A 19,598-nucleotide genomic window follows, 5' to 3' on the forward strand; every position below is an offset into this window, starting at 1 on the left:
CGGTATGCCTCAGGCGTGCGGAGCGTTCACATGACGGACAGTCAGTCTGCAAAAACTCTCGTTGTTACCCCTGCACATCCCGCCGCCGGGCATTCGGCCCAGGGCTGGATGAACGGTTTTCTTGGCATGATGATCTTCAGCGGCTCGTTGCCCGCCACCCGGGTGGCGGTGCTGGAGCTCGATCCGCTGTTTCTGACGGCGGTCAGGGCGGCGATCGCCGCTTTGCTGGCCCTGTGTGCGCTGTTGATCACCCGGCAGGCGCGGCCGACGCGGGCCGATTTGCCGCCGCTGCTGTTTGTGGCGCTTGGCGTAGTCATCGGTTTTCCGCTGCTGACGGCGCTGGCGCTGCAGCACACCACCTCGGCGCATTCGCTGGTGTATATCGGCCTGCTGCCGCTGGCGACCGCCGGTTTTGGCGTTTTGCGCGGCGGAGAGCGGCCCAAGCCCGCTTTTTGGGCTTTTTCAGGCGTCGGCGCCGTGCTGGTGGGCGCTTTCGCGTTGAGCCAGGGGAGCGGCGGCGCCTGGCAAGGGGATGCGCTGATGGTCGGGGCGGTGTTGCTGTGCGGCCTGGGTTATGCCGAAGGGGCGGTGCTGTCGCGCCGGATCGGCGGCTGGCAGGCGATCTCCTGGGCGCTGGTGGTCGCCTTGCCGTTGACGCTGGCGGCCACCTGGCTGGCGGCACCGGCCGCCTGGCCCGTGGTCAGCGGCGCTGCCTGGCTGTCGCTGGTTTACGTCTCGGTGTTCAGCATGTGGATTGGGTTTATTTTCTGGTATCGCGGCCTGGCGCAGGGCGGCATCGCCGCCGTCGGGCAGTTGCAGCTGCTGCAGCCGTTCTTCGGCCTGGCGCTGGCGGGCTGGCTGCTGCAGGAAACCGTCCAGCCGATGATGATCGCCGTGATGGCCGGCGTGGTGGTTTGCGTGTTCGGCGCCAAACGTTTTTCCCGCTAGGCGCCGCTGCCGGCGCAGGCCAGGATCACCTGTCCGAGCCGTTCCACCGCCAGTTGCACCTGGCGGTCGGCGTAACCGCCCAACCCCAGCACCAGGCCCGGCTCACCGTGGCCGGGCGCATACATCGGCGACACCGCCCGCAGCGCCAACCCGGCTTCGTTGACCTGCAGGGCGACCCGCACGTCGTCGAGATCTTTTCTCAACCACAGCACCATGTGCATGCCCTGATCGCAGGGCTGCACCACCGCCAGCTCGGCCGGGATGTAAGCGTTGATCGCCTCGATCAGCACCCGACGCTTCTCGGCGTAGACGCCGCGCATTTTGCGGATATGCCGGTCGAGATACCCTTCGGCAATAAAGGCGGCCAGCACGTATTGATCCGCGCTGGGTGGATGGCGATCCATCAGGATCCTGGCGCCGCAAAAGGCGTCGACCAGCGGCGGCGGCACGATGGCGTAACCCAACCGCAGCGAAGGGAACAGCACCTTGCTGAAGGTGCCGAGATAGAGCGTCCGCTCGGGCGCCAGCCCCTGCAGCGAAGGGAACGGGTGGCCGGCGTAGCGCATCTCGCTGTCGTAATCGTCTTCCACGATCCAGGCCTGCCGCTCTCTGGCCCAGGCCAGCAGGGCGCTTCTTTTCGCCATGCTCATCGGCATGCCCAGCGGATACTGATGCGACGGCGTGACAAAGGCGGCGCGGGCATTGGCGGCCAGGCGCACGCCGGCGGCGACGTCGATGCCGTCGTCGGCGACGGGCACCCTAATCATGCGCCGATCGCGGAACAGGCTATCGAAAATGGCGGTAATGCCGGCGTAGGCAGGATCTTCGACCCAGGCGCTGTCGCCGGCGTCCAACAGGATCTGCGCGGCCAGATACAGCCCCTGTTGGGTGCCGGAGGTAATGAGGATTTGCTGCGGCGTACAGTTTACCGAGCGGGAACGGCGCACATAGTCGCAGATGGCTTCGCGCAGCGGCAGTGCGCCCAGCGGATCGCCGTAGCCCGACGGCGCGCCGGGGCCGCGGGCGCGGATGCGGTTGCCGAGCCGCCGCCAGATATCGTCGGGCGCGGTATCGCCGATTGGCACTGACACAGTGAACGGCACCGGCGGCAGCGCCCGCGCCTGCGTGGCAAAGCGCGCCAGATGCTGCGCCTGTGAAGAAAGCGGAACCGCTACCGCCGAACTCGCCTGCGCCGTGGCGTGCAGCGTGCGGCGCGGCGCCTGATAGTGGGCGACCCGGGTGCCGGAGCCGGGCTGCGGTTCGAGAAAGCCTTCCGCCGTCAGCTGAGCAAAGGCTTCCAACACCGTGCCGCGCGCCAGATCCAGCGCCGCCGACAGCCGGCGCGTCGAGGGCAGCAGATCGCCCGCTTTCAGATCGCCTTTGTGAATGGCCCGGCGCAGGGCCTGCGCCAGCTGATGGCTAAGCTGCCCCGCCTGGCGGTCAATCTCGCCGAGGGCGGGGACGTCAACGACTTGGGCTGTTCTGGGCATGGATTCCGGCTCGCTTTGCAGTGCGAAAATGAGTATTCAGAGTAAACCACTCTTTCGGCACTCGCGAGTCCGTTGTCAGTCAACTCAGCCCGCGCTGATTCAGCAGCACCTTATTCAGCTCGCTGTTTTTTCGCACGTTCAGCTTGCGCATCGCCGAGCGTTTATGGGCGCTGATGGTTTTCTGGCTGCGCTGCAGCAGGCCGGCGATGCTGCAGGCGGACATGCCGCTGCTCATCAACCCCAACACTTTTTTTTCGCAGTGGCTGAGCGCGGCGATGCGGCAGGCCTGGCATTTCCACATGCCGGCGGCGTGCAGCGCCATCCACGGATGCTGGATAAATTTCTCCAGCGCCATCTGCAACTTGAGGCGGATGGCGTAGGCCGAATCGCGCCGATGGATGCTGAACAGCGGCGGCAGGTTTTTCACCTGTTGCTGGGTCGTGTCGTCGAGGATCAGCAGAGTCAGCTGCCGCTGCCGCGGGATGCCGTAGGGGCTCTGGTAACAGCAGGCGCAGCCCCAGCGCTCTTCCGGCGTGCGGAGCACGATTTCGATGTTATCCAACGCCTGCAGTGCCAGCGGCGAGAACTGCGGGTACCGGCGCTGGCATTCGTTCAGGGAGTGCAGATAATCCTGCAGCAGCAGACGCAGCCCCTGCTGGTAGAAGTTATCGCTGTCGAACAGCGTGAAGCGAATATCTGGCATGGGTGCCTCCTTAAAAGGCCGCGCCGGAGCGAACGGTGACGGCCCATTGCCGGCGATTGCGCGCCGGGCGTTTTCCTGATTTCCCTGGGGCGGTGCGGGGCTTATTGGTACGCCAGCACAAAATTGGCGACGGACGTGAATTCGCCTTCGGTAATGCTTTGGTTTTGAATCGCGCTCGGCCGCCCTTGTACGTAGGCGGTGAAGTTCAGGTTGTTGGGGCCGTTTTGCAGCGCGACGGCGCTGGTGGCCTTATTCAGAGAGATGTCCGCACCCTGATGATCAAACAGGGCGATGGCGGCGCCGTTCGCGCCGTTGTTGATCGCCAGCTTGCCCGGCAGCTCTCCGTCTTCGGCGCCGCTGAAGGTCACGCTGACGGATTTGAACACCGTGGTCTTGCAGTCGGTCAGCTTGATGCTGAACGGCACCGGCGTGGTGTGGCCGTAGCGATACAAGGTTTTGACGATCACCGTGCCCATCTCCACCAGCTGATCGGCGGACTGCGGTTCGATATTGCACGGCCGGCTCACCACTGTGCCGTGGAACTGCACCGGCGCGCCGATAAGCTCGGTGTTCGCCGCTGCTGGCATGACGGCAACCCACCAGGGTGCGCAGACCAGCAGCGTAAAAGCGCGTAGACGCATTTTTTCGTTCCTCCCTCGGTTACTGGAATGCCGCCACGATGGTGGCCGACGCGTTGAATTCCCCTTCGCCGATCTCCGCGCCGCCGTTGGCGAACGGCGCCGCCACCAGGTTCCAGGAGCCGCCGTTGCCGATGTTCGGCACCGGATAAAACTCGTTTGGGATGACCAGCTGGCCGTTGTGCGTCAGCCGGATGCCGAGATCGTTCTTGTCGGTTTTGAACACCTCGTTGCTGAAGGAGGCCGCCGTGCCCGACACCGCCAGCTTGATGTTCAGCGTGCCGTCTTCGAAGCTGCCGCCCTCGCACTGGAAGCGCACCGGAATGCTTTGCGGGTAGTTCGAGCCGTTGAGATCGCTGCCGCCGATCTCGCCGAACTCGACGTTGATCAGCTGGCCTTCGTTCACCACGCATTTATCCGGCACGTAAAGGATCGCGGACTGGATAAACACCTGCGCCATCGGGTTGGGGCCGAAACCGCCGTCGGTCGAGCCGAGGCGGCCGTACATCTCGATGATCTGCCGATCGTTAATCTCAACGCCGTTAATGATTTTTTTGCGCACCCGGAAGGTGATCTTGCCTTTGGAGCCGCTGCCGTAGTTGTTGACCTGCAAGTACGGCGGCTGGCAGCGGTGTTGGCTCAGCAAATTCGATTCGTTGTAAAAAGGCACGGTGACGTAGGCGTTCTTGTTGCCGGCAATCCACACCTCGGCTTTTAAATCCAAAAAGTCATTCAGCTTTAAATAGCCGTTGCCGTAGTCGGAGGGGGGCAACGCCGAATCCGACTTGTAAAAGTGCGGGCTGGTGGGGATAGGGGTATCGCAATACACCTTGCCGGTATAGGTGCCGCCCAGATCATAGGGAAACAGTTTGGTGAACCCCACCTGGTTGGTGATGTTGCTTTCATTCAGATCGATATAGAACTGTTTCGGCCCGCCGTCCGGCGTGACATAGCCGTTGGCCCAGGCGGCGGGGGCCGCCAGCGCGATCGCCAGCGGCAGGCAGAGTTTGGTCAGTTGAGTTTTCATTGCGTTCTCGAGCCTCACAGGTAAATCACCTGAATGTGCGCCACGGCGGCGAACCCGGCCGCCATCACCGCCCGCTGGGTGGATTCCACGCTGGCGCTGAACCACAGGGTGTTGCTGCCGGGCTGCAGAATGTAGGGGTGGCTGCGTTGATTCAGCTCCAGCGCCTGGCCCTGCTGGTCTTGCAGCCGCAGGCCGATGCCCTGTACGCCGCCGTTCAGCTTCAGCAGCGACGGGTTGTCGACGTCGCTTTCGCCGAGAAACACCAGCGTGGCGGCCTGCTCACCCTGCAGGTAGAGGCGGCCGGCATCGCCGTTGCGCGGGCCGGCCGGGTTATCCGCCAGCGCGCGCGCGCCCAGCAGGCAATTGCGGAACGAGAGACGAAAACGCACCGGCGCGCTGCGATCGCCGGCGTTGCGGAAGTCGCGTGCGCTGACGTCGCCCAGATCGACGGACTGATCCCGGCTGTCCGGCGTCAGGCTGCAGGGAGAGCTGAGCAGACCGCCGTGAAAGCTGACGGTGCCGGTGGTGCCTTCGATCACGCCCAGCGGCGTTGCCGCCAGCGCGCCGCCGCCGCACAGCAGTGCGCCGCCGCCGCACAGCAGTGCGCCGAGCAGCAGAGGGCGCAGTCGATCGGTGAATTCAGCCATGCTGGACCTCCTTATTTTTTCTCGGGCACGGCGGTGCAAACGCCGCCATTGCAGACGAAGCGCAGCTCGGGGTGGCCGCCGTAGTCGTTGATGTAGGTGATGACGAAGCTGTTCATGCCGGTGTCGTGCAGCTTGAGGCTTTCGCTGGATTTCGGCTTCAGCATCAGCGGCTGAAAACCGCCGATCGCGCCGCCGCCCTGTTTTTGCGTCTGCCGCGTCATGCCGGTCAGGGTGATGTAAAACGGCGTCGGGTTGTCGACGGTGATGGCGCTGCCGCTTTTACGGAACACCAGCTTTTCCTGCCACACTTCACCCTTGGGCGCGACAATCGCCTTCGGCCGGTAGAACAGCTTGATCTGCGTCTGCAGCGCCAGCTGCATCACGTTGGTTTTGGTGCTTTTTGGCGGGATCTCGCGCAGGTTGAAGTAGAACACCGACTCGCGATCCTGCGGCAGGCGATCCGCTTCCGGCGTCTTGGTGATGCGCACCACGCTGCGCTCGCTCGGCTCCACGCGCTGCAACGGCGGCAGCACCACCAGCGGCGAGGTGATTTTCTGATGCTGCTCGTTCTCCAGCCAGGACTGCGCCAGGAAAGGCAGCTCTTTGTTTTCGTTGACGATATTCAGGCTGATCGATTTGGCGTCGCTCACATAAACGGCGCGCGTGCGATCCAGCGATATCGCCGCGTCGGCGGTGGGCAGTACGGCGCTCAGGGCCAGGCCGGCGGCGGTCAGTAGCGTTATCGGGTGTTTGTTCATGTCATTATTTCTCAGCGTTACGGATTACAGGGTGGCGCACGGCAGCAGCAGCTGGTCCAGCGGCTTGGCGGCGCCCGGGATCACGATGCGGCAGCGGCGTTGGCCTTCCCAGGCGACATCCAGTTTTTCCTCCGGCTGTACGCCGGTCAGATAGACCGAGCCGCCGTCGTTGACCACCGCGACCTCGCGGCCTTTCTCGCTCAGCACCGCGGCGCCGAACGGCGGTTCGCTGCCGTCCGCGAGGCGAATGGTGGCCAGCAGCTTGCTGCCTTTCACCACCTCGAAGTGGCGGTAGCCGATGGCGCCTTCGGTCAGCGTGCCTTGCACCACGGCGCGAGTGGCCTCGACGTCGTCCGCCAGCTTGTTGACGTCGATGCGGGTGTCGGTGTTGTAGTAGCTGGTGATGTCGGAAATCACCGCCAGCCCGAAACGGTTGCTGTAGGCGCGGCCGTTGTTGATCGGCACGCCGGCGATGCCGTCGGTGTCGAGCATCATGCGGCTGCCGCCGTTGCTCGAGTTCTGATGCGCCGCGATGCCGTGCCGGGTCGCGGTGAGGCCGCCGCGGAACGAGCCGCCGATCGACGAGTAGCTGTCCTGCTGGTAAGAGGCGCTGGCGTTCAGCGAGCCGAACGAGGCGTTGTGGGTGTAGTACCCGCGCGCCAGCGATTTGCCGGACTGGTTAAAGCCGCCGCTGACCTGCCAGGTATTGTCCGGATCGCTGTAGTCGTTGTACGACGCGGTCTGCGTGACGTCGCCGTTGTTGGTTTGCAGCGCATAGCCGACGCGCCGACGATCGCCGATCGGTACGGTGAAGTTGAGCATCACGCTGTCGTCGGTGCGGCCCTGGTAATAGGTGCGGTAAGCCGACAGCGAGGCGGTGATGTTGCTGATATCGCCGATGCTGAACAACTTGCTGGTCGACAGCCCGTAACGATCCTGGGTTCGCGCGTCCCAATAGGTCTGGTGCGAGTAAGTCAGATAGGTGGTGATCGCCCTGGCGCTGTCTTCCGCCATAAAGGTTTTACTGGCGGTGATGGTATACAGCTCTTTCTGACGGCCGTTGTAATTCTTGTCGTAATCGCCGTAGCGCTCCTGCAGATACTGCGACATGTTCATGAATTTGCGTTGCGAGAAGCGGTAGCCGGCGAAAGTGATCTGGCTGTTCAGCTCGTCGAAGCGTTTGGCGTAGTTGAGCTTGAACGACATGCCGCTGGCGGTCGGCTCGCCGGGCAGGCGAGCGATCGACTGGGTGACGTCCAGCGACATGGCGCCGAACACGTTCAGATCGCGGCCGAGGCCGAGCGCCCAGGCGTTATAGTCGCCGCCGAGCAGCGCGCCACCATACAGCGACCAGGCGTTGCTCAGCCCCCAGGAGAAGTCGCTGGCGGAAAACAGCGGCCCCTGGGTGCGGTGGTCGTAGGCCGAGGTTTTGCCGAGCGCCACGTTGTAGCGCACGTAGCCCGGGCGGGTCAGGTACGGAATGGTGGCGGTATCCACCTGGAAGGTCGAGACGGTGCCGTCCTGCTCTTCCACCTTGACGTCCAGCTTGCCGCGCACCGAGCTGTTGAGATCCTGGATGGCGAACGGCCCGGCGGGCACGGTGGTTTCGTACAGCGTGCGGCCTTCCTGCGAGACGGTGATCTTGGCGTTGCTCTTGGCGATGCCGCGCACTTCCGGCGCGTAGCCCTGCAGGTTCGGCGGCAGCATGCGCTCGTCGCTGGCCAGATTGAGGCCGGTGAAGCGATAGGCGTCGAACACCCCGGAGTCGAGATAGATCTCGCCCAGCGTCAGCTTGGCGGCCTGCATCGGCAGCGCGCGGTAGGCGTAGATCTGGTTCCAGTCGAAACCGGTGCTGCGATCGCCGGCCTGCTGATTGTAATTGGCCTGGTAGTCCGCGCGCAGGCGCCAGGGGCCCAGGTTGGCACCCAGCGTGCCGTAGCTGCTCAGGTTCTGGGCGGTGTTGTTGTTGTGGCTCTGTTTGCCTAACTGGCCGCTCAGGTTGTAGTCCAGCAGCAGGCCGGGAATGCCGTCGTCCCACTGCTCGGGCGGCGTCCAGTCGGGATCGGAGTATTTCATCCACGCCTGCGGGATGGTGATCGCCAGCACGCCGCCGCCGATGCGATCGGAGATGGTCGCGCCTTTGATGCCGCGAATGTCGGCGCACTGGTTGTCGTGCCACAGGGTGATTTTTTTGGCCGCTTCTTCTTTTAACGCCATTTTTTCCACCAGGTCAGGCGGCAGGCACACCTGGCTGCCGCTCTTGTTATCCGGCGACGGGAAATACTGAATGCTGCGCTGGGGCAGCGTTTTCTGGTTGATCTTGATGTCCAGCAAATAAGCGCCGGGCATGACGTAGTCGGCGTCGGAGAAGCGCGAAAGATCCACTTTGCTGCGCTCGCCGATATCCAGAACGTCGGTATTGAATTCCGTGGCGGAAAATGCCGGACGCACCCAGAGGAAAGACAGAATGACGAGGAGAGGTAGGTGTTTCCGTGTCAGTAATGACGTCATAGCATAATCACTCATGGCAAGTCCGCGCCCAATAGCAGGTCATCCGTACGACCTGAATACGTAATGCTGTGCAGCGCCCGCCGGCGCTAGAGATAAGACAGGGTGAATTTGGCCAGAGAGCTGAAGCCGCCCGCCCGCGCCTTGTCGGGATGCAGGCGCAACTGCGCGCCAAAGCGCAGCGTGTTGTCGCCGGCGACGATCTGGTAATCCGCCGTCGTGCTGCCGAGCGGGATCGGCGTGCCGGCATCGTTCAACAGCTCGATAGCCACGCCCTTCGCCTCGCCGTAAACGCCGAGCAGGGAAGGATCCCCGCTGTCGGCGGTGCCGTCGAACGTGACGTTGGCCGCGCGATAGATGAAGTCAGGCTTCACCTGGCTGGCCAGCTCGCAGTTCACCAGTTTGATCGTGAAATGGCGGCGGCTGCCGATCAGCACCGACTGCCCATCCTGCGAGGCGTCGGTCATGGAAATCAGACCAAAATCGACGGTTTGATCCAGGTTGTCACTGGCGATGCCGCACGGCGTTTCAACGATGGTGCCGCCCAGGCTGACTTTGCCGTGGCCCTGATTTTTCGCTGCCGCCGCCGCGCTGCCGACGCTGAGCGCGATGAGCAACAGGCCGCAAAGGCGGATAGTCATGCTGGCGTCTCCCTGTCTTTCCCTGTTCCCTTGCCGGTATCCTCGGCATGCAATAAAGCGGGGGATGCCCTGAGACATCCCCTGTGGGGTATTACAGGTAAGCCAGGGTGAAGTTCGCCACGCTGGTGAAGTCGCCCGGCACCACGGCGCTTGAGGCGCTGCTGCCCTGCAGATAAGCGGCGAATTTCAGCGAGTTGTCGCCGTCGTTCAGGCCCTGACCGTCGGTCGCGGTGCCCAGTTCCACCTCTTTGGAGTGCAGGTTGTCGTAGATCACGATGCCGGCGCCGGTTGCCGTGCCGCTCAGGGCCAGCAGTTTGTTGTTAACCGGATCAGGCGTGCCGGTAAAGGTCACTTTGACGTTTTTCATGGTGGAGATGGAGCAATCTTTCAGTTCGATGTTGAAAGGCTGCATGCTGGATTTACCCTGGTTGGCCAGGATGCGGCTGCTGATCTGGCCCATCGGCACGGTTTGGTCAACGGATTCCGGCGCGACGCTGCATGGCGCATCGATAATTTCGCCGGTAAAGGTGACTTTACCGCTGCCCTGATTAGATGCGGCATGAGCAACAGATGCGGAAGCGAAAGCAATCACGGTTGCCAGCATTAATTTATTCAGTTTCATTTCTCAGGTTCCTGTAGAGAGTTTTTAAATAAAAAGAACAGCACATCTAAATCCCCCGCGGCGGTGGCAACGCCATGTCGCCGCCCGTGCGGTTGGAGCCAGATCCTTTTGCTCTGGGCAATACGCCGACATCCGTTATTTATGAGAAATAACGAGATTTGGAAAATCGATAATGGATTTTCTGGTAAATAAAATACGTTTTTTACGTGTGGCGTGTTGCTGGGAATATTCTTGCAAATAATAGTATTGCTTGGAAATAGATTTTATTAAATTAAGTCAAATTCAGAATATAAAACCAAAAGGAAAAAGAAATATATTTGCTTTAAAATCAATAGATCGTATACAAATATTATCCAGTATAAATCACTATATAAATAACGATATGCGAGATATTAGATCGGGGGAAATAGGGTGGCACCTACAATTCACAATATTGTTTTGCTAATATCGCTCTGAGGCAGCAGATGATGCATTTCCCTTTAGAAACAAAATATAAAACATAATTTATTGTTTTTATTGTTATTTCATGGTTGTTTGTTCATGAGGGAATGGGGTTTCTTATTCGCGTTTAGCCAGCGTTTAGACCTAATTGGTTAACAATTAAATAACAATTGCACCGGTAGTGAATTATTCTATCGCATTGCGTGATAGGGATTTTTTGCTACCTAACCCATTTTGATTAATCAAATTAAGGCATGTGCTGCTGCCGTTCGCCACATAATGATGACCTAAGTGACAATTAAAGGATTATAAACGGAATGATAACGATGATTAATGCTTGCGGCGGGCGCCGTTGGGTGGGGTTGACCCTATTTCTGCTGTCTCTTATGGCGCTTTCTGGCTGTGCGGGCGGGAGCAAGACAAAACTGAATTCCGTGAAAAAAATCTCACAGAATAATCCTAATGATAAATCCGATGAGCAACGCATCGCGCTTTGTCAGCAGCGGGTTAATTCATTAAAGAATATTAATCCGCAAAGTTACCAAAAACGCATCGCCTATTTTAATGGTCTGCTTTCCAACGCTTCGGGATATGCCGGGGTGCGCGGCAACGTGGATGAGAGTACCCGTAAAGCGATTGATGCTCTTTATCAATATAAAACCGAGAAATTCTGCGCTGACGTCGAGCATGAGCTGATGTCCGATCTGTCCAGCCGGGTTGAGAATCTGTAGCCATGAAGCGATGCGCGCAAGGATGGGCGATGGGGCTTTTGCTGTTGGCGGCGAGCGGGGCCACTTGCGCCGCCGATGACGGCATTCCCGCGCTGTTGAAGTTTGCCGAACAGCGGCAGGCGCCACCGGCCGCGCCCAGGGAAGACACCGCGCGTAAATCGGCGTCAGCACCAGCCGCCAAACCGGCCGCAGACAGCGCTCGTTTAACGTCGTTGCAGCACTCTTTGCAACAGCAGGCGGAGAAAATCCGTCAGTTGGAGCGGCAGTTGGCGGCGGCTCAGGCCGCCGCGGCGCCGAAACGGGAACCGGCCGTTGTCGATATTCGGCCGCTGGCCGATGCTTTGAAGGGATTGCGGCAGGCCGTTGCGCCGGTGCCTGAAGTGAGCGTGCTGGCCGCTTCGTTAACGCGGGCCGAACAGCGCAGCACAAGTTTGGCGGCGCAGCTGGCGCAGCAGCAGCAGCGGGTGGAGACCTTGCTGGCCGAACGGCAGCAGGCGGCCGAGCCGCCTGCGCTGGCCAGCGAGGCGGACAAGCAGGCGTATGCCGCCGGCGTATCGCTCGGACGCGACATTCTGCATCTGCAGCAGGAGAACCGGCGCGCGGGGCTGGAAGCGGATACCCAGCTGTTGCTGGCGGGCATCGCCGATACCCTGGCCGGGCGGTTGCGGCTCGATGAAGCCGCCATCGACGGCGCGCTGCACACGGCGCAGCAGCGGTTGCAGCAGGCGCAACAGACGCAGGCGCCGCCTCGGGATGACAACGCCTACCTGGCCAACTTCGTTCGTCAGGAGGGGGTCAAGCAGGATGCGCTCGGTTTCTATTACCGGGTGGACTATGTCGGCAGCGGGGCGATCGGCGCCGACGATCGGGTGGATATCGTGGTGCGCGAAAGCCTGACCGACGGCCGGGTAGTCAAAGACATGGAGCTGGCGGGGACGGTGATCTCGCAGCCGTTGACGCGCTACCCGCCGCTGTTTCGCGCGGCTATCGAGAAGCTGCAGCAACACGGTGCGATCACGCTGGTGGTGCCGCCGGCGCTGGCGTACGGCAAACAGGGCAACCCGCCGGCGATCCCCCCGAATGCCACCATGATTTACACCCTGCGCATCGCTGACGTGCAGCCGTGAGCGGGGTGCTCAGCAGTAACCACTCAGGAGGAATGCTATGGCCAAGGCGCCGAAAACGTTTGAAAGCAGAAAATCGCTGATGCTGAATGTGTTGCAAGGATTGTGCAGGGAGCGTGTGGAAGGATCTGGGGGCCATCATCCCCCGCCGGAGCAGTGGCCGAAGACGCGCGAGCTGGCGGATAAATGCGGCGAAAATATTTATACCACCCGCACCCTGCTGCTGGCGCTGGAAAAGGAGGGTAAGGTTCACTGCACCCACCGCAGCATCAACAATTCTCTCCGCTGGTACAGCTGCGACGAACAGGCAGCGATAAAAAAAGAGTGATTCGACCCTGGCGGTCGCTTTTGACTATTCCTACAGCTAATCATTAATTAAATTTATCATTTGGCGGGGCGTTTCGCTCCGTCAATCCTTCCCCTTCGTTCGCTGCCATCCGCACAGCCATTGCTAAGATGTTTTTGGCGGCCATATACTTATCGCTCAGACGGGAACAGGTATAGGGAGCCGGCATCGTAATGAAGGAAAAGAAAGACATACTGAGATTGGATGATATTCATTATCAAATAGACAGCCAGGTGATCCTGGATTCCGTCTCTTTCACGCTGGGTGAAGGCGAGTTCAAACTGATCACCGGACCTTCCGGCTGCGGGAAAAGCACCCTGCTGAAAATCATCTCTTCCTTAATGGATCCGACCAGCGGAAAGCTCTATTTCGACGGCCAGGCGATCGACGAGATGTCGCCGGAGGCGTATCGCAAGCAGGTCTCTTACTGCTTCCAGACGCCGTCACTGTTCGGCAGTACGGTTTACGACAATCTGGCGCTGCCCTACCAGATCCGCCAGGAACCGCCGGCCGAGCGAAAAATGAAGGCCGATCTGGCGCGTTTCGGGCTGCCGGAGGCGATGCTGACCAAAAGCATCAATGAACTGTCCGGCGGGGAGAAGCAGCGGGTGTCCCTGATCCGCAACCTGCAGTTTATGCCTCGGGTGCTGTTGCTCGATGAGATCACCAGCGCGCTGGACGAGGAAAACAAACGCAACGTCAATGAGATAGTGCATCAGCTGGTGGCGGAACACCGGCTGGCGGTGCTGTGGGTGACGCACGATACCGAAGAGATAGCGCATGCGGACGAAGTGATCACCCTGCGCGCGCGCGGCGCCGAGCAACAGGAGCAACAGGAGCAACAGCATGAATCAGCATAACATCACCAACGAATCCTTGGGCTTGTCGATGGTGCTGGTGGTGGTCGCCATCCTGATCAGCCACCGGGAAAAGCTGGCGCTGGAAAAGGACATTATCTGGAGCATCTGCCGCGCGGTGGTGCAGCTGATCATCGTCGGCTACGTGCTGAAGTATATTTTCGACCTGGATAACGCCGTTCTCACCGTGTTGATGGTGCTGTTCATCTGCTTTAACGCGGCTTACAACGCCAAGAAACGCAGCAAGTACGTCGAACACGCGTTCGTGACGTCGTTTATCGCCATCACCACCGGCGCGGTGCTGACGCTGGCGGTGCTGGTATTGACCGGCTCCATCGAATTTACGCCGATGCAGGTGATCCCCATCTCCGGGATGATCGCTGGCAACGCCATGGTGGCGGTGGGGTTGTGCTACACCAACCTCGGCCAGCGTTTCAAAAGCGAGCAGCAGAAGATTCAGGAGATGCTCAGCCTGGGGGCGACGCCCAAGTTCGCCTCGGCGGCGCTGATCCGCGACAGCATCCGCGCTTCGCTGATCCCGACCGTGGACTCGGCGAAAACCGTCGGGCTGGTCAGCCTGCCGGGCATGATGTCCGGGCTGATCTTTGCCGGCATCGACCCGGTGAAAGCGATCAAATACCAGATTATGGTGACCTTTATGCTGCTTTCCACCGCCAGCCTGTCGACCATCATCGCCTGCTATCTGGCTTACCGTAAGTTTTACAATGCGCGCCACCAGTTGGTGGTCGGCAACCTGAAGTAACGCCATGAAAAACGGCCTCCGCGGAGGCCGTTTTTTTACCCTTGCAGCAGGGCGATGCTCTGGCGGATTTCCCGTTCGATATCCGCTTCGCTCCAGCCGTCCAACTGCGAAGAGAAGGGCTCGAAGGCATAGACGCCGGTGTAGCCCAGGCGTTCCAGGTTCTGTACCTGGCGGCGGCTTTCCAGCCGATCGCCCGTGCTCAGCATGATGCGCTCTTCATCGCTCAGCGCGCCTTTATCCCGCCCATCCTCCACGCCGGACAGATGCACCAGGCCGATCTGCGCCACCTGGATCTGCGCGTCGAAGTCGGCTTGCGCCACACCGCTCAAATAGTGGTGGAACGTATCGAGCACGATGCGATACGGCGCGCCCGAGTCGCGGATGATCGCCTGGGTCAACAGCGACGATCGCAGCGAGCTGATGCCGAAGCCCAGCGGCTCGACGTATCCCTGTACGCCATAGCGGACAAACAGCGGCGCCAGCAGACGCAACGCGGCGAGGGTATCGTCCCGTTTTTGCTGCTCGCTGCGCGTGTCGTCGGCGCTGCAGTGCGGGCACAGCACCAGCGCCCGGCTGTGGATGGCTTGCGCCTGCGCCAGCAACGCTTCGGCGCGCTGCTGCAGCGCCGCCGGGTCATCCACCCGATTGAACATGCCGAGGGCGTTGATCGTGACGATTTCAATGCCGTATTGCGCGGCGAGCGCGTTGAGCTGCGCGTCGCTCAGATCGTCGGTCACCTTGCCGCTGGGCATGTCGTTGCGCAGCTCAACTTTGCTGAGCCCGCAGCGTTTCACCAGGCGGAAAAAATTGTCCAGATCGAGATTCGGCGCGATCTTGCGGTTAATGCAGAAGCGGTCCAGCGCAATGTTCATGGGGCATGACTCCAGCGGTCAGGGTTGAGAGATCAGGATTTGCCGTTTTCCAGCGGCAGCGGCTTGCCGTCGGGCAGGGATTGGCGGAGGCGTTTGGCCAGCACCACCTGTTCCATTTTTTCCAGCGAGACGCCTTTGGTTTCAGGAATATAGCGGCCGATAAACCAGTAGCTGAACAGGCAGCAGGCGGCAAAGATCCACATCGGGAAGGCGCCGTGGAAATGCGAGAACAGGTAAGGGTGGTCGTTGATCATCGGGAACGACTGCGACACCGCAAAGTTGGCGACCCACATGCAGCCGACGGCGATGCTCATCCCCTGCGCGCGCATGCGGTTCGGGAAGATTTCCGACACCAGCACCCAGGCGCCGACGCCCCAGGACAGCGCATAAAACACCATGAAGAACAGCATGCCGAACAGCGCGAAATAGCCGGTGGCCTGCGTGTAGAGCGCGTACGAGGTGAGCAGCAGGCCGGCGATGGCGCCCAGCGTGCCGTAACGCATCAGCGGAATGCGGCCCATGCGATCCATCAGCATGGCGCCGATGACCGAACCGACCAGCTGCAGCACGCCGATCCAGATGGTTTGGAACAGCGCTTCCTGCGCGTTTTCGGTGACGGTTTTCAGCACCACCGGCGCGTAATACATCATCACGTTGACGCCGGTGACCTGCTGCAACATGGCGATCATGCAGCCGACGAACAGGATGAACCGCACCCGCACATCGCCGTAGTTCAGCTTCCGGTGCTGCTGCTGTTGATCCTGCTGCAGCGAGTCTTTGATTTCTTTCAGCAGATTCTGCGCGTGGGCGGCGTTGGAGACCTTGGTCAACATCGCCAGCGCCTGATCGTCGCGGCCCATCATCACGTTCCAGCGCGGCGATTCAGGAATGACGAACACCAGGATGCAGAACAGAATGCAGGGGATCACGCCCGAGGCGAACATCCAGCGCCAGCCCATTTCCACCAGCCAGGCTTCGCTGGCGAGGCTGGCGATTTTGAAGTTGACGTAGAAAATCACGATCTGGCCGAAGACGATGGCGAATTGCTGCATGCTGAGCGCCCGCCCGCGCATGTCTTTCGGCGACACCTCCGACATGTACATCGGCGACACGGTGGCGGCAATGCCGACCGCCAGCCCGCCGATGATGCGGTAGATGACGAACCAGGTGAAAGTTGGGGCCAAAGCTGCGCCGACGGCGGACACGGTGAACAGCAGCGCTGCCAGCATCAGCGCCTTTTTACGGCCCCAGCGCGCCGCCAGCGGCCCGGCGGCGAAGGCGCCGACCACGCAGCCGATCACCACGTTGGAGACTGCCCAGCCGGTTTCGGCCGGGCTGAGATCGAAATAGGCTTTCAACGCTTCGATCGCGCCGGAGATCACGGCGGTGTCGTAGCCGAACAGAATGCCGCCCAGGGCGGCGATGCCGCAAATTCGCAATATGTAACCGGTATTGTGCTTACGCTGATATGACATGTGTTGCTCCGATTTTTATCCTGGCTTCCGTCCGCACGGTTGGGGTGTCGGGAAGAGGGCGAGCGGAAGGGTGTGAACCGTGCCTGTCATCAAGGCGATGTCGTCGATAAATGCTGGAACAAACAAGAACATTTATTTCATAGTTAGTGAATAATGGAATATTGATTTTTAGATCCAGTTCAAAAAAAACCGTCGCGAGCGATTCGGGCATCTTGGGCGCTCGAGGGCGTGCGGTAACGGCGACAGGGCAGGCGCAGTGCGGGTTTTCTGTAGCAAAGTCAGTGTGTATTACCCCAACTTTCTCCGCCGCAGTTGCGCTTTCCCTGGCACGGCAATGCAAGCGCCCGCCCGATCGACACCGCAAAATTGCGACCTCACGCACTAAAAACAAATTTTTCAAAACAATTTATTTGAAACTTTTTTTTCAATGAAATAGAGTTTGCTGCATCCGGTCAGGATTTAGCCGGCTTGCCGACGGGGTTTGGCGAGCGGGACGATTAACGCCGCGCCGCCTGGGTGTGGCCAGGCGACAGCGGACTTGAAAAGAGGGCGTGACATGAAAACCGTGGGTAACTTTATTGACGGGCAGGTGTGCCTGAGCAGCAGCAATCAAACCGTCGACGTGCACAACCCGGCCAGCGGGCAGGTTGAGCGGCGCGTCACGCAGAGCACCGCCGCCGAAGTCAAGCAGGCCATCGACGTGGCCCACCGGGCGTTTGCCGACTGGTCGCGCACCACGCCGCTGCGCCGCGCGCGCATCATGTTCAATTTCAAGGCGCTGCTGGAACAGCACCGCGACGAGCTGGCCGAGCTTATCGTCAGCGAACACGGCAAAGTGTATTCGGATGCGCTGGGCGAACTGACGCGCGGCATGGAAGTGGTCGAATTTGCCTGCGGTATCCCGCATCTGATCAAGGGCGAATACTCGCCGGACGTCGGCGGCGGCGTCGACAGCTTCTCGCTGATGCAGCCGCTGGGCGTGGTGGCGGGCATTACCCCGTTCAACTTCCCGGCGATGGTGCCGATGTGGATGTTCCCTATCGCGTTGGCCTGCGGCAATACCTTTATCCTCAAGCCGCCGGCGCTGGTGCCTTCGGCCTCGGTGCGCCTGGCGGAGCTGCTGAAAGAAGCTGGCCTGCCGGACGGCGTGTTCAACGTGGTGCACTGCGCCAATGAAGATGCGGCGCAGCTGTGCACCGATCCGCGCATTCAGGCGGTGAGCTTCGTCGGTTCCTCCACCGTGGCGGAACATATCTATACCACCGCCAGCGCGCACGGCAAGCGGGTACAGGCCTTCGGCGCGGCGAAAAACCAGGCGATCGTCATGCCGGACGCCGATCTGGACGCCACGGTCAATGCGCTGATGGGCGGCGCGTTCGGCTCTGCCGGCGAGCGCTGCATGGCGTTGCCGATCGCCGTGGTGGTTGGTGACGACACCGCCGATAAACTGATCGCCAAACTGAAGCCGCTGATCGCGCAGCTGCGCGTCGGACCGGGCTTGCAGCAGGGCGGCGAAGAGAATGAAATGGGGCCGCTGGTATCGTCCGCTCACCAGAAAAAGGTGCTGGGCTACATCGATCTGGGCGTGGAAGAAGGCGCCACCCTGGTGGCCGACGGCCGCAATTATCAGGTGCCGGGCTACCCTGAAGGCTACTACGTCGGCGGCACGCTGTTCGACCATGTGAAGCCGAACATGCGCATCTACCGCGAAGAGATCTTCGGGCCGGTGCTGGGCATCGTGCGGGTGCCGGACTATCGCACCGCCATCGACACGGTTAACGGCCACGAGTTTGGCAACGGCAGCGCCATCTTTACCGGCAGCGGCCACTATGCGCGCCAGTTCGTGCAGGAAGTGCAGGCCGGGATGGTCGGCGTCAACGTGCCGGTGCCGGTGCCGATGGCGTTCCACAGCTTCGGCGGCTGGAAGCGCTCGGTGTTCGGCGCGCTGAACGTGCACGGCACCGACGGCGTGCGTTTCTACACGCGCATGAAGACCGCCACCGCGCGCTGGCCGGCCGGGCAGCAGACGGTGTCTGAATTCAGCATGCCGACGCTGGGTTAAGCGATCGCAGAGTATGAGCGGGCCGTTGCTCCATGGGGGCAGCGGCCTTTGCACGGGGAGTTAACAGGAGAATCGAAATGTCTTCACTGCTTGCCAAATGTCAGGCGCCGAACGCCGAGGGGCGTATCCAGCACGTGACGCCGGAAAATGCCGGTTGGGGCTATGTCGGCTTTGACGTTTACCGCCTGGCCGCCGGGCAGTCGCTGCAGCTGGAGTGCGGTGACAAGGAACTGTGTCTGGTACTGGTGGCCGGTATCGCCTCCGTCGCCACGCTGCGCGCCGAATACCCGCATATCGGCAAACGCATGAGCCCGTTCGAGCGCACGCCGCCTTACGCGGTGTACGTGCCGCACCACGATCGCATCGACGTGCGGGCAGAAACCGATCTGGAGTTGGCGGTGTGCAGCGCGCCCGGCAGCGGCCATCTGCCTTCACGCCTGATCACGCCGGCGGAAATCGGCGTGGAGCGGCGCGGCAAGGGGCGCAACCAGCGGTTGGTGCATAACATTCTGCCGGACAGCGAGCCGGCCGACAGTCTGCTGGTGGTGGAGGTTTACACCGACGAGGGCAACACCAGCTCCTACCCGAGCCACAAGCACGATCGGGAAGACTCGCCGGACGAAACCTATCTGGAAGAGACCTACTATCACCGCATTCAGCCGGAGCAGGGATTCTGCATGCAGCGCGTCTATACCGACGATCGCACGCTCGACGAGTGCATGCCGGTCTACAATCGCGACGTGGTGAAAGTGCCGCGCGGTTATCACCCGGTGGCGACCCTGGCGGGTTATGACAACTATTATCTCAACGTGATGGCCGGGCCGGTACGGCAGTGGAAGTTCACCTGGGAAAAAGACCACGCCTGGATTAACGGCGAAGGTTACCCCGCCGCGCAATAGGCGCTTGAGGCCCGGCTTGCCGGGCTTTCTCTTTATCAGGGTATAA

19 protein-coding genes are annotated in these 19,598 nt (G+C 61.0%); 8 read left to right on the forward strand and 11 right to left on the reverse strand.

What is annotated here, in order from left to right:
• Window positions 1–30: 30 nt before the first annotated feature.
• On the forward strand, window positions 31–948 hold the full coding sequence (locus ACMGF9_RS00370) for a DMT family transporter (protein WP_075685659.1): 918 nt from the start codon (window positions 31–33) through the stop codon (window positions 946–948).
• Here the strand turns inward: ACMGF9_RS00370 and ACMGF9_RS00375 are convergent.
• The 9 genes from ACMGF9_RS00375 to ACMGF9_RS00415 all read right to left on the reverse strand — a co-directional run bounded on the left by ACMGF9_RS00375 (window position 945) and on the right by ACMGF9_RS00415 (window position 9,982).
• The gene (locus tag ACMGF9_RS00375; protein ID WP_414160474.1) at window positions 945–2,438 is read right to left on the reverse strand and encodes a PLP-dependent aminotransferase family protein; all 1,494 of its coding nucleotides are present in this window, start codon (window positions 2,436–2,438) and stop codon (window positions 945–947) included. The two genes, ACMGF9_RS00370 and ACMGF9_RS00375, sit on opposite strands and share 4 nt — an antisense overlap.
• Window positions 2,439–2,517: 79 nt before the next feature.
• Window positions 2,518–3,141, reverse strand: a complete 624-nt coding sequence (locus ACMGF9_RS00380; RefSeq protein WP_015379348.1) for a helix-turn-helix transcriptional regulator — start codon at window positions 3,139–3,141, stop codon at window positions 2,518–2,520.
• A 101-nt stretch (window positions 3,142–3,242) separates the two neighbouring features.
• Window positions 3,243–3,782: a fimbrial protein gene (locus ACMGF9_RS00385; RefSeq protein WP_118892654.1), complete on the reverse strand. Its 540-nt coding sequence runs from the start codon at window positions 3,780–3,782 to the stop codon at window positions 3,243–3,245.
• Window positions 3,783–3,801: 19 nt separating this feature from the next.
• Window positions 3,802–4,806 carry a fimbrial protein gene (locus ACMGF9_RS00390; RefSeq protein ID WP_004930911.1) on the reverse strand — a complete coding sequence of 335 codons (1,005 nt, stop codon included), beginning with the start codon at window positions 4,804–4,806 and terminating at the stop codon, window positions 3,802–3,804.
• 14 nt (window positions 4,807–4,820) lie between these two features.
• The gene (locus ACMGF9_RS00395; protein WP_414160476.1) at window positions 4,821–5,453 is read right to left on the reverse strand and encodes a fimbrial protein; all 633 of its coding nucleotides are present in this window, start codon (window positions 5,451–5,453) and stop codon (window positions 4,821–4,823) included.
• Window positions 5,454–5,464: 11 nt separating this feature from the next.
• Complete coding sequence (locus tag ACMGF9_RS00400; RefSeq protein WP_015379345.1) at window positions 5,465–6,211, reverse strand: molecular chaperone; 747 nt, start codon at window positions 6,209–6,211, stop codon at window positions 5,465–5,467.
• Between the two features lie 24 nt (window positions 6,212–6,235).
• Entirely contained in the window at window positions 6,236–8,737 is a 2,502-nt protein-coding gene (locus tag ACMGF9_RS00405; protein WP_160125942.1) for a fimbria/pilus outer membrane usher protein, read from the reverse strand.
• Window positions 8,738–8,808: 71 nt separating this feature from the next.
• Window positions 8,809–9,360 carry a fimbrial protein gene (locus tag ACMGF9_RS00410; protein WP_118892655.1) on the reverse strand — a complete coding sequence of 184 codons (552 nt, stop codon included), beginning with the start codon at window positions 9,358–9,360 and terminating at the stop codon, window positions 8,809–8,811.
• A gap of 91 nt (window positions 9,361–9,451) precedes the next feature.
• Window positions 9,452–9,982 (reverse strand): fimbrial protein, encoded by a 531-nt coding sequence (locus tag ACMGF9_RS00415; RefSeq protein ID WP_015379342.1) that lies wholly within the window; start codon window positions 9,980–9,982, stop codon window positions 9,452–9,454.
• 758 nt (window positions 9,983–10,740) lie between these two features.
• Between ACMGF9_RS00415 and ACMGF9_RS00420 the strand changes: the two genes are divergently transcribed.
• From ACMGF9_RS00420 to fetB, 5 genes are all read left to right on the forward strand, one after another.
• Window positions 10,741–11,154, forward strand: coding sequence for a hypothetical protein (locus ACMGF9_RS00420; RefSeq protein WP_015379341.1), 414 nt, complete (start codon window positions 10,741–10,743; stop codon window positions 11,152–11,154).
• A gap of 29 nt (window positions 11,155–11,183) precedes the next feature.
• Window positions 11,184–12,281, forward strand: a complete 1,098-nt coding sequence (locus ACMGF9_RS00425) for an FKBP-type peptidyl-prolyl cis-trans isomerase N-terminal domain-containing protein (RefSeq protein WP_118892656.1) — start codon at window positions 11,184–11,186, stop codon at window positions 12,279–12,281.
• Window positions 12,282–12,318: 37 nt separating this feature from the next.
• The gene (locus ACMGF9_RS00430) at window positions 12,319–12,606 is read left to right on the forward strand and encodes a FaeA/PapI family transcriptional regulator (protein ID WP_004930885.1); all 288 of its coding nucleotides are present in this window, start codon (window positions 12,319–12,321) and stop codon (window positions 12,604–12,606) included.
• Window positions 12,607–12,797: 191 nt separating this feature from the next.
• On the forward strand, window positions 12,798–13,484 hold the full coding sequence (gene fetA / locus ACMGF9_RS00435; RefSeq protein ID WP_118892657.1) for an iron efflux ABC transporter ATP-binding subunit FetA: 687 nt from the start codon (window positions 12,798–12,800) through the stop codon (window positions 13,482–13,484).
• Window positions 13,471–14,244 carry an iron efflux ABC transporter permease subunit FetB gene (fetB, locus tag ACMGF9_RS00440; protein WP_004930878.1) on the forward strand — a complete coding sequence of 258 codons (774 nt, stop codon included), beginning with the start codon at window positions 13,471–13,473 and terminating at the stop codon, window positions 14,242–14,244. Before fetA ends, fetB begins: the two co-directional genes overlap by 14 nt.
• Before the next feature lie 35 nt (window positions 14,245–14,279).
• Here the strand turns inward: fetB and ACMGF9_RS00445 are convergent, their stop codons facing one another.
• The gene (locus tag ACMGF9_RS00445; RefSeq protein ID WP_076741279.1) at window positions 14,280–15,116 is read right to left on the reverse strand and encodes a TIM barrel protein; all 837 of its coding nucleotides are present in this window, start codon (window positions 15,114–15,116) and stop codon (window positions 14,280–14,282) included.
• Window positions 15,117–15,148: 32 nt separating this feature from the next.
• Window positions 15,149–16,591, reverse strand: a complete 1,443-nt coding sequence (locus ACMGF9_RS00450; protein ID WP_049240490.1) for a sugar porter family MFS transporter — start codon at window positions 16,589–16,591, stop codon at window positions 15,149–15,151.
• A gap of 556 nt (window positions 16,592–17,147) precedes the next feature.
• Here ACMGF9_RS00450 and ACMGF9_RS00455 point away from each other — a divergent pair.
• Together ACMGF9_RS00455 and iolB are read left to right on the forward strand one after the other, a co-directional pair.
• Entirely contained in the window at window positions 17,148–18,653 is a 1,506-nt protein-coding gene (locus ACMGF9_RS00455; protein WP_021505174.1) for a CoA-acylating methylmalonate-semialdehyde dehydrogenase, read from the forward strand.
• Between the two features lie 77 nt (window positions 18,654–18,730).
• Window positions 18,731–19,552: a 5-deoxy-glucuronate isomerase gene (iolB, locus tag ACMGF9_RS00460; RefSeq protein WP_015379334.1), complete on the forward strand. Its 822-nt coding sequence runs from the start codon at window positions 18,731–18,733 to the stop codon at window positions 19,550–19,552.
• Window positions 19,553–19,598 lie beyond the last annotated feature (46 nt).

It is taken from the genome of Serratia sp. BNK-23 (genome assembly GCF_047456145.1).
Taxonomy (GTDB): domain Bacteria; phylum Pseudomonadota; class Gammaproteobacteria; order Enterobacterales; family Enterobacteriaceae; genus Serratia; species Serratia nematodiphila.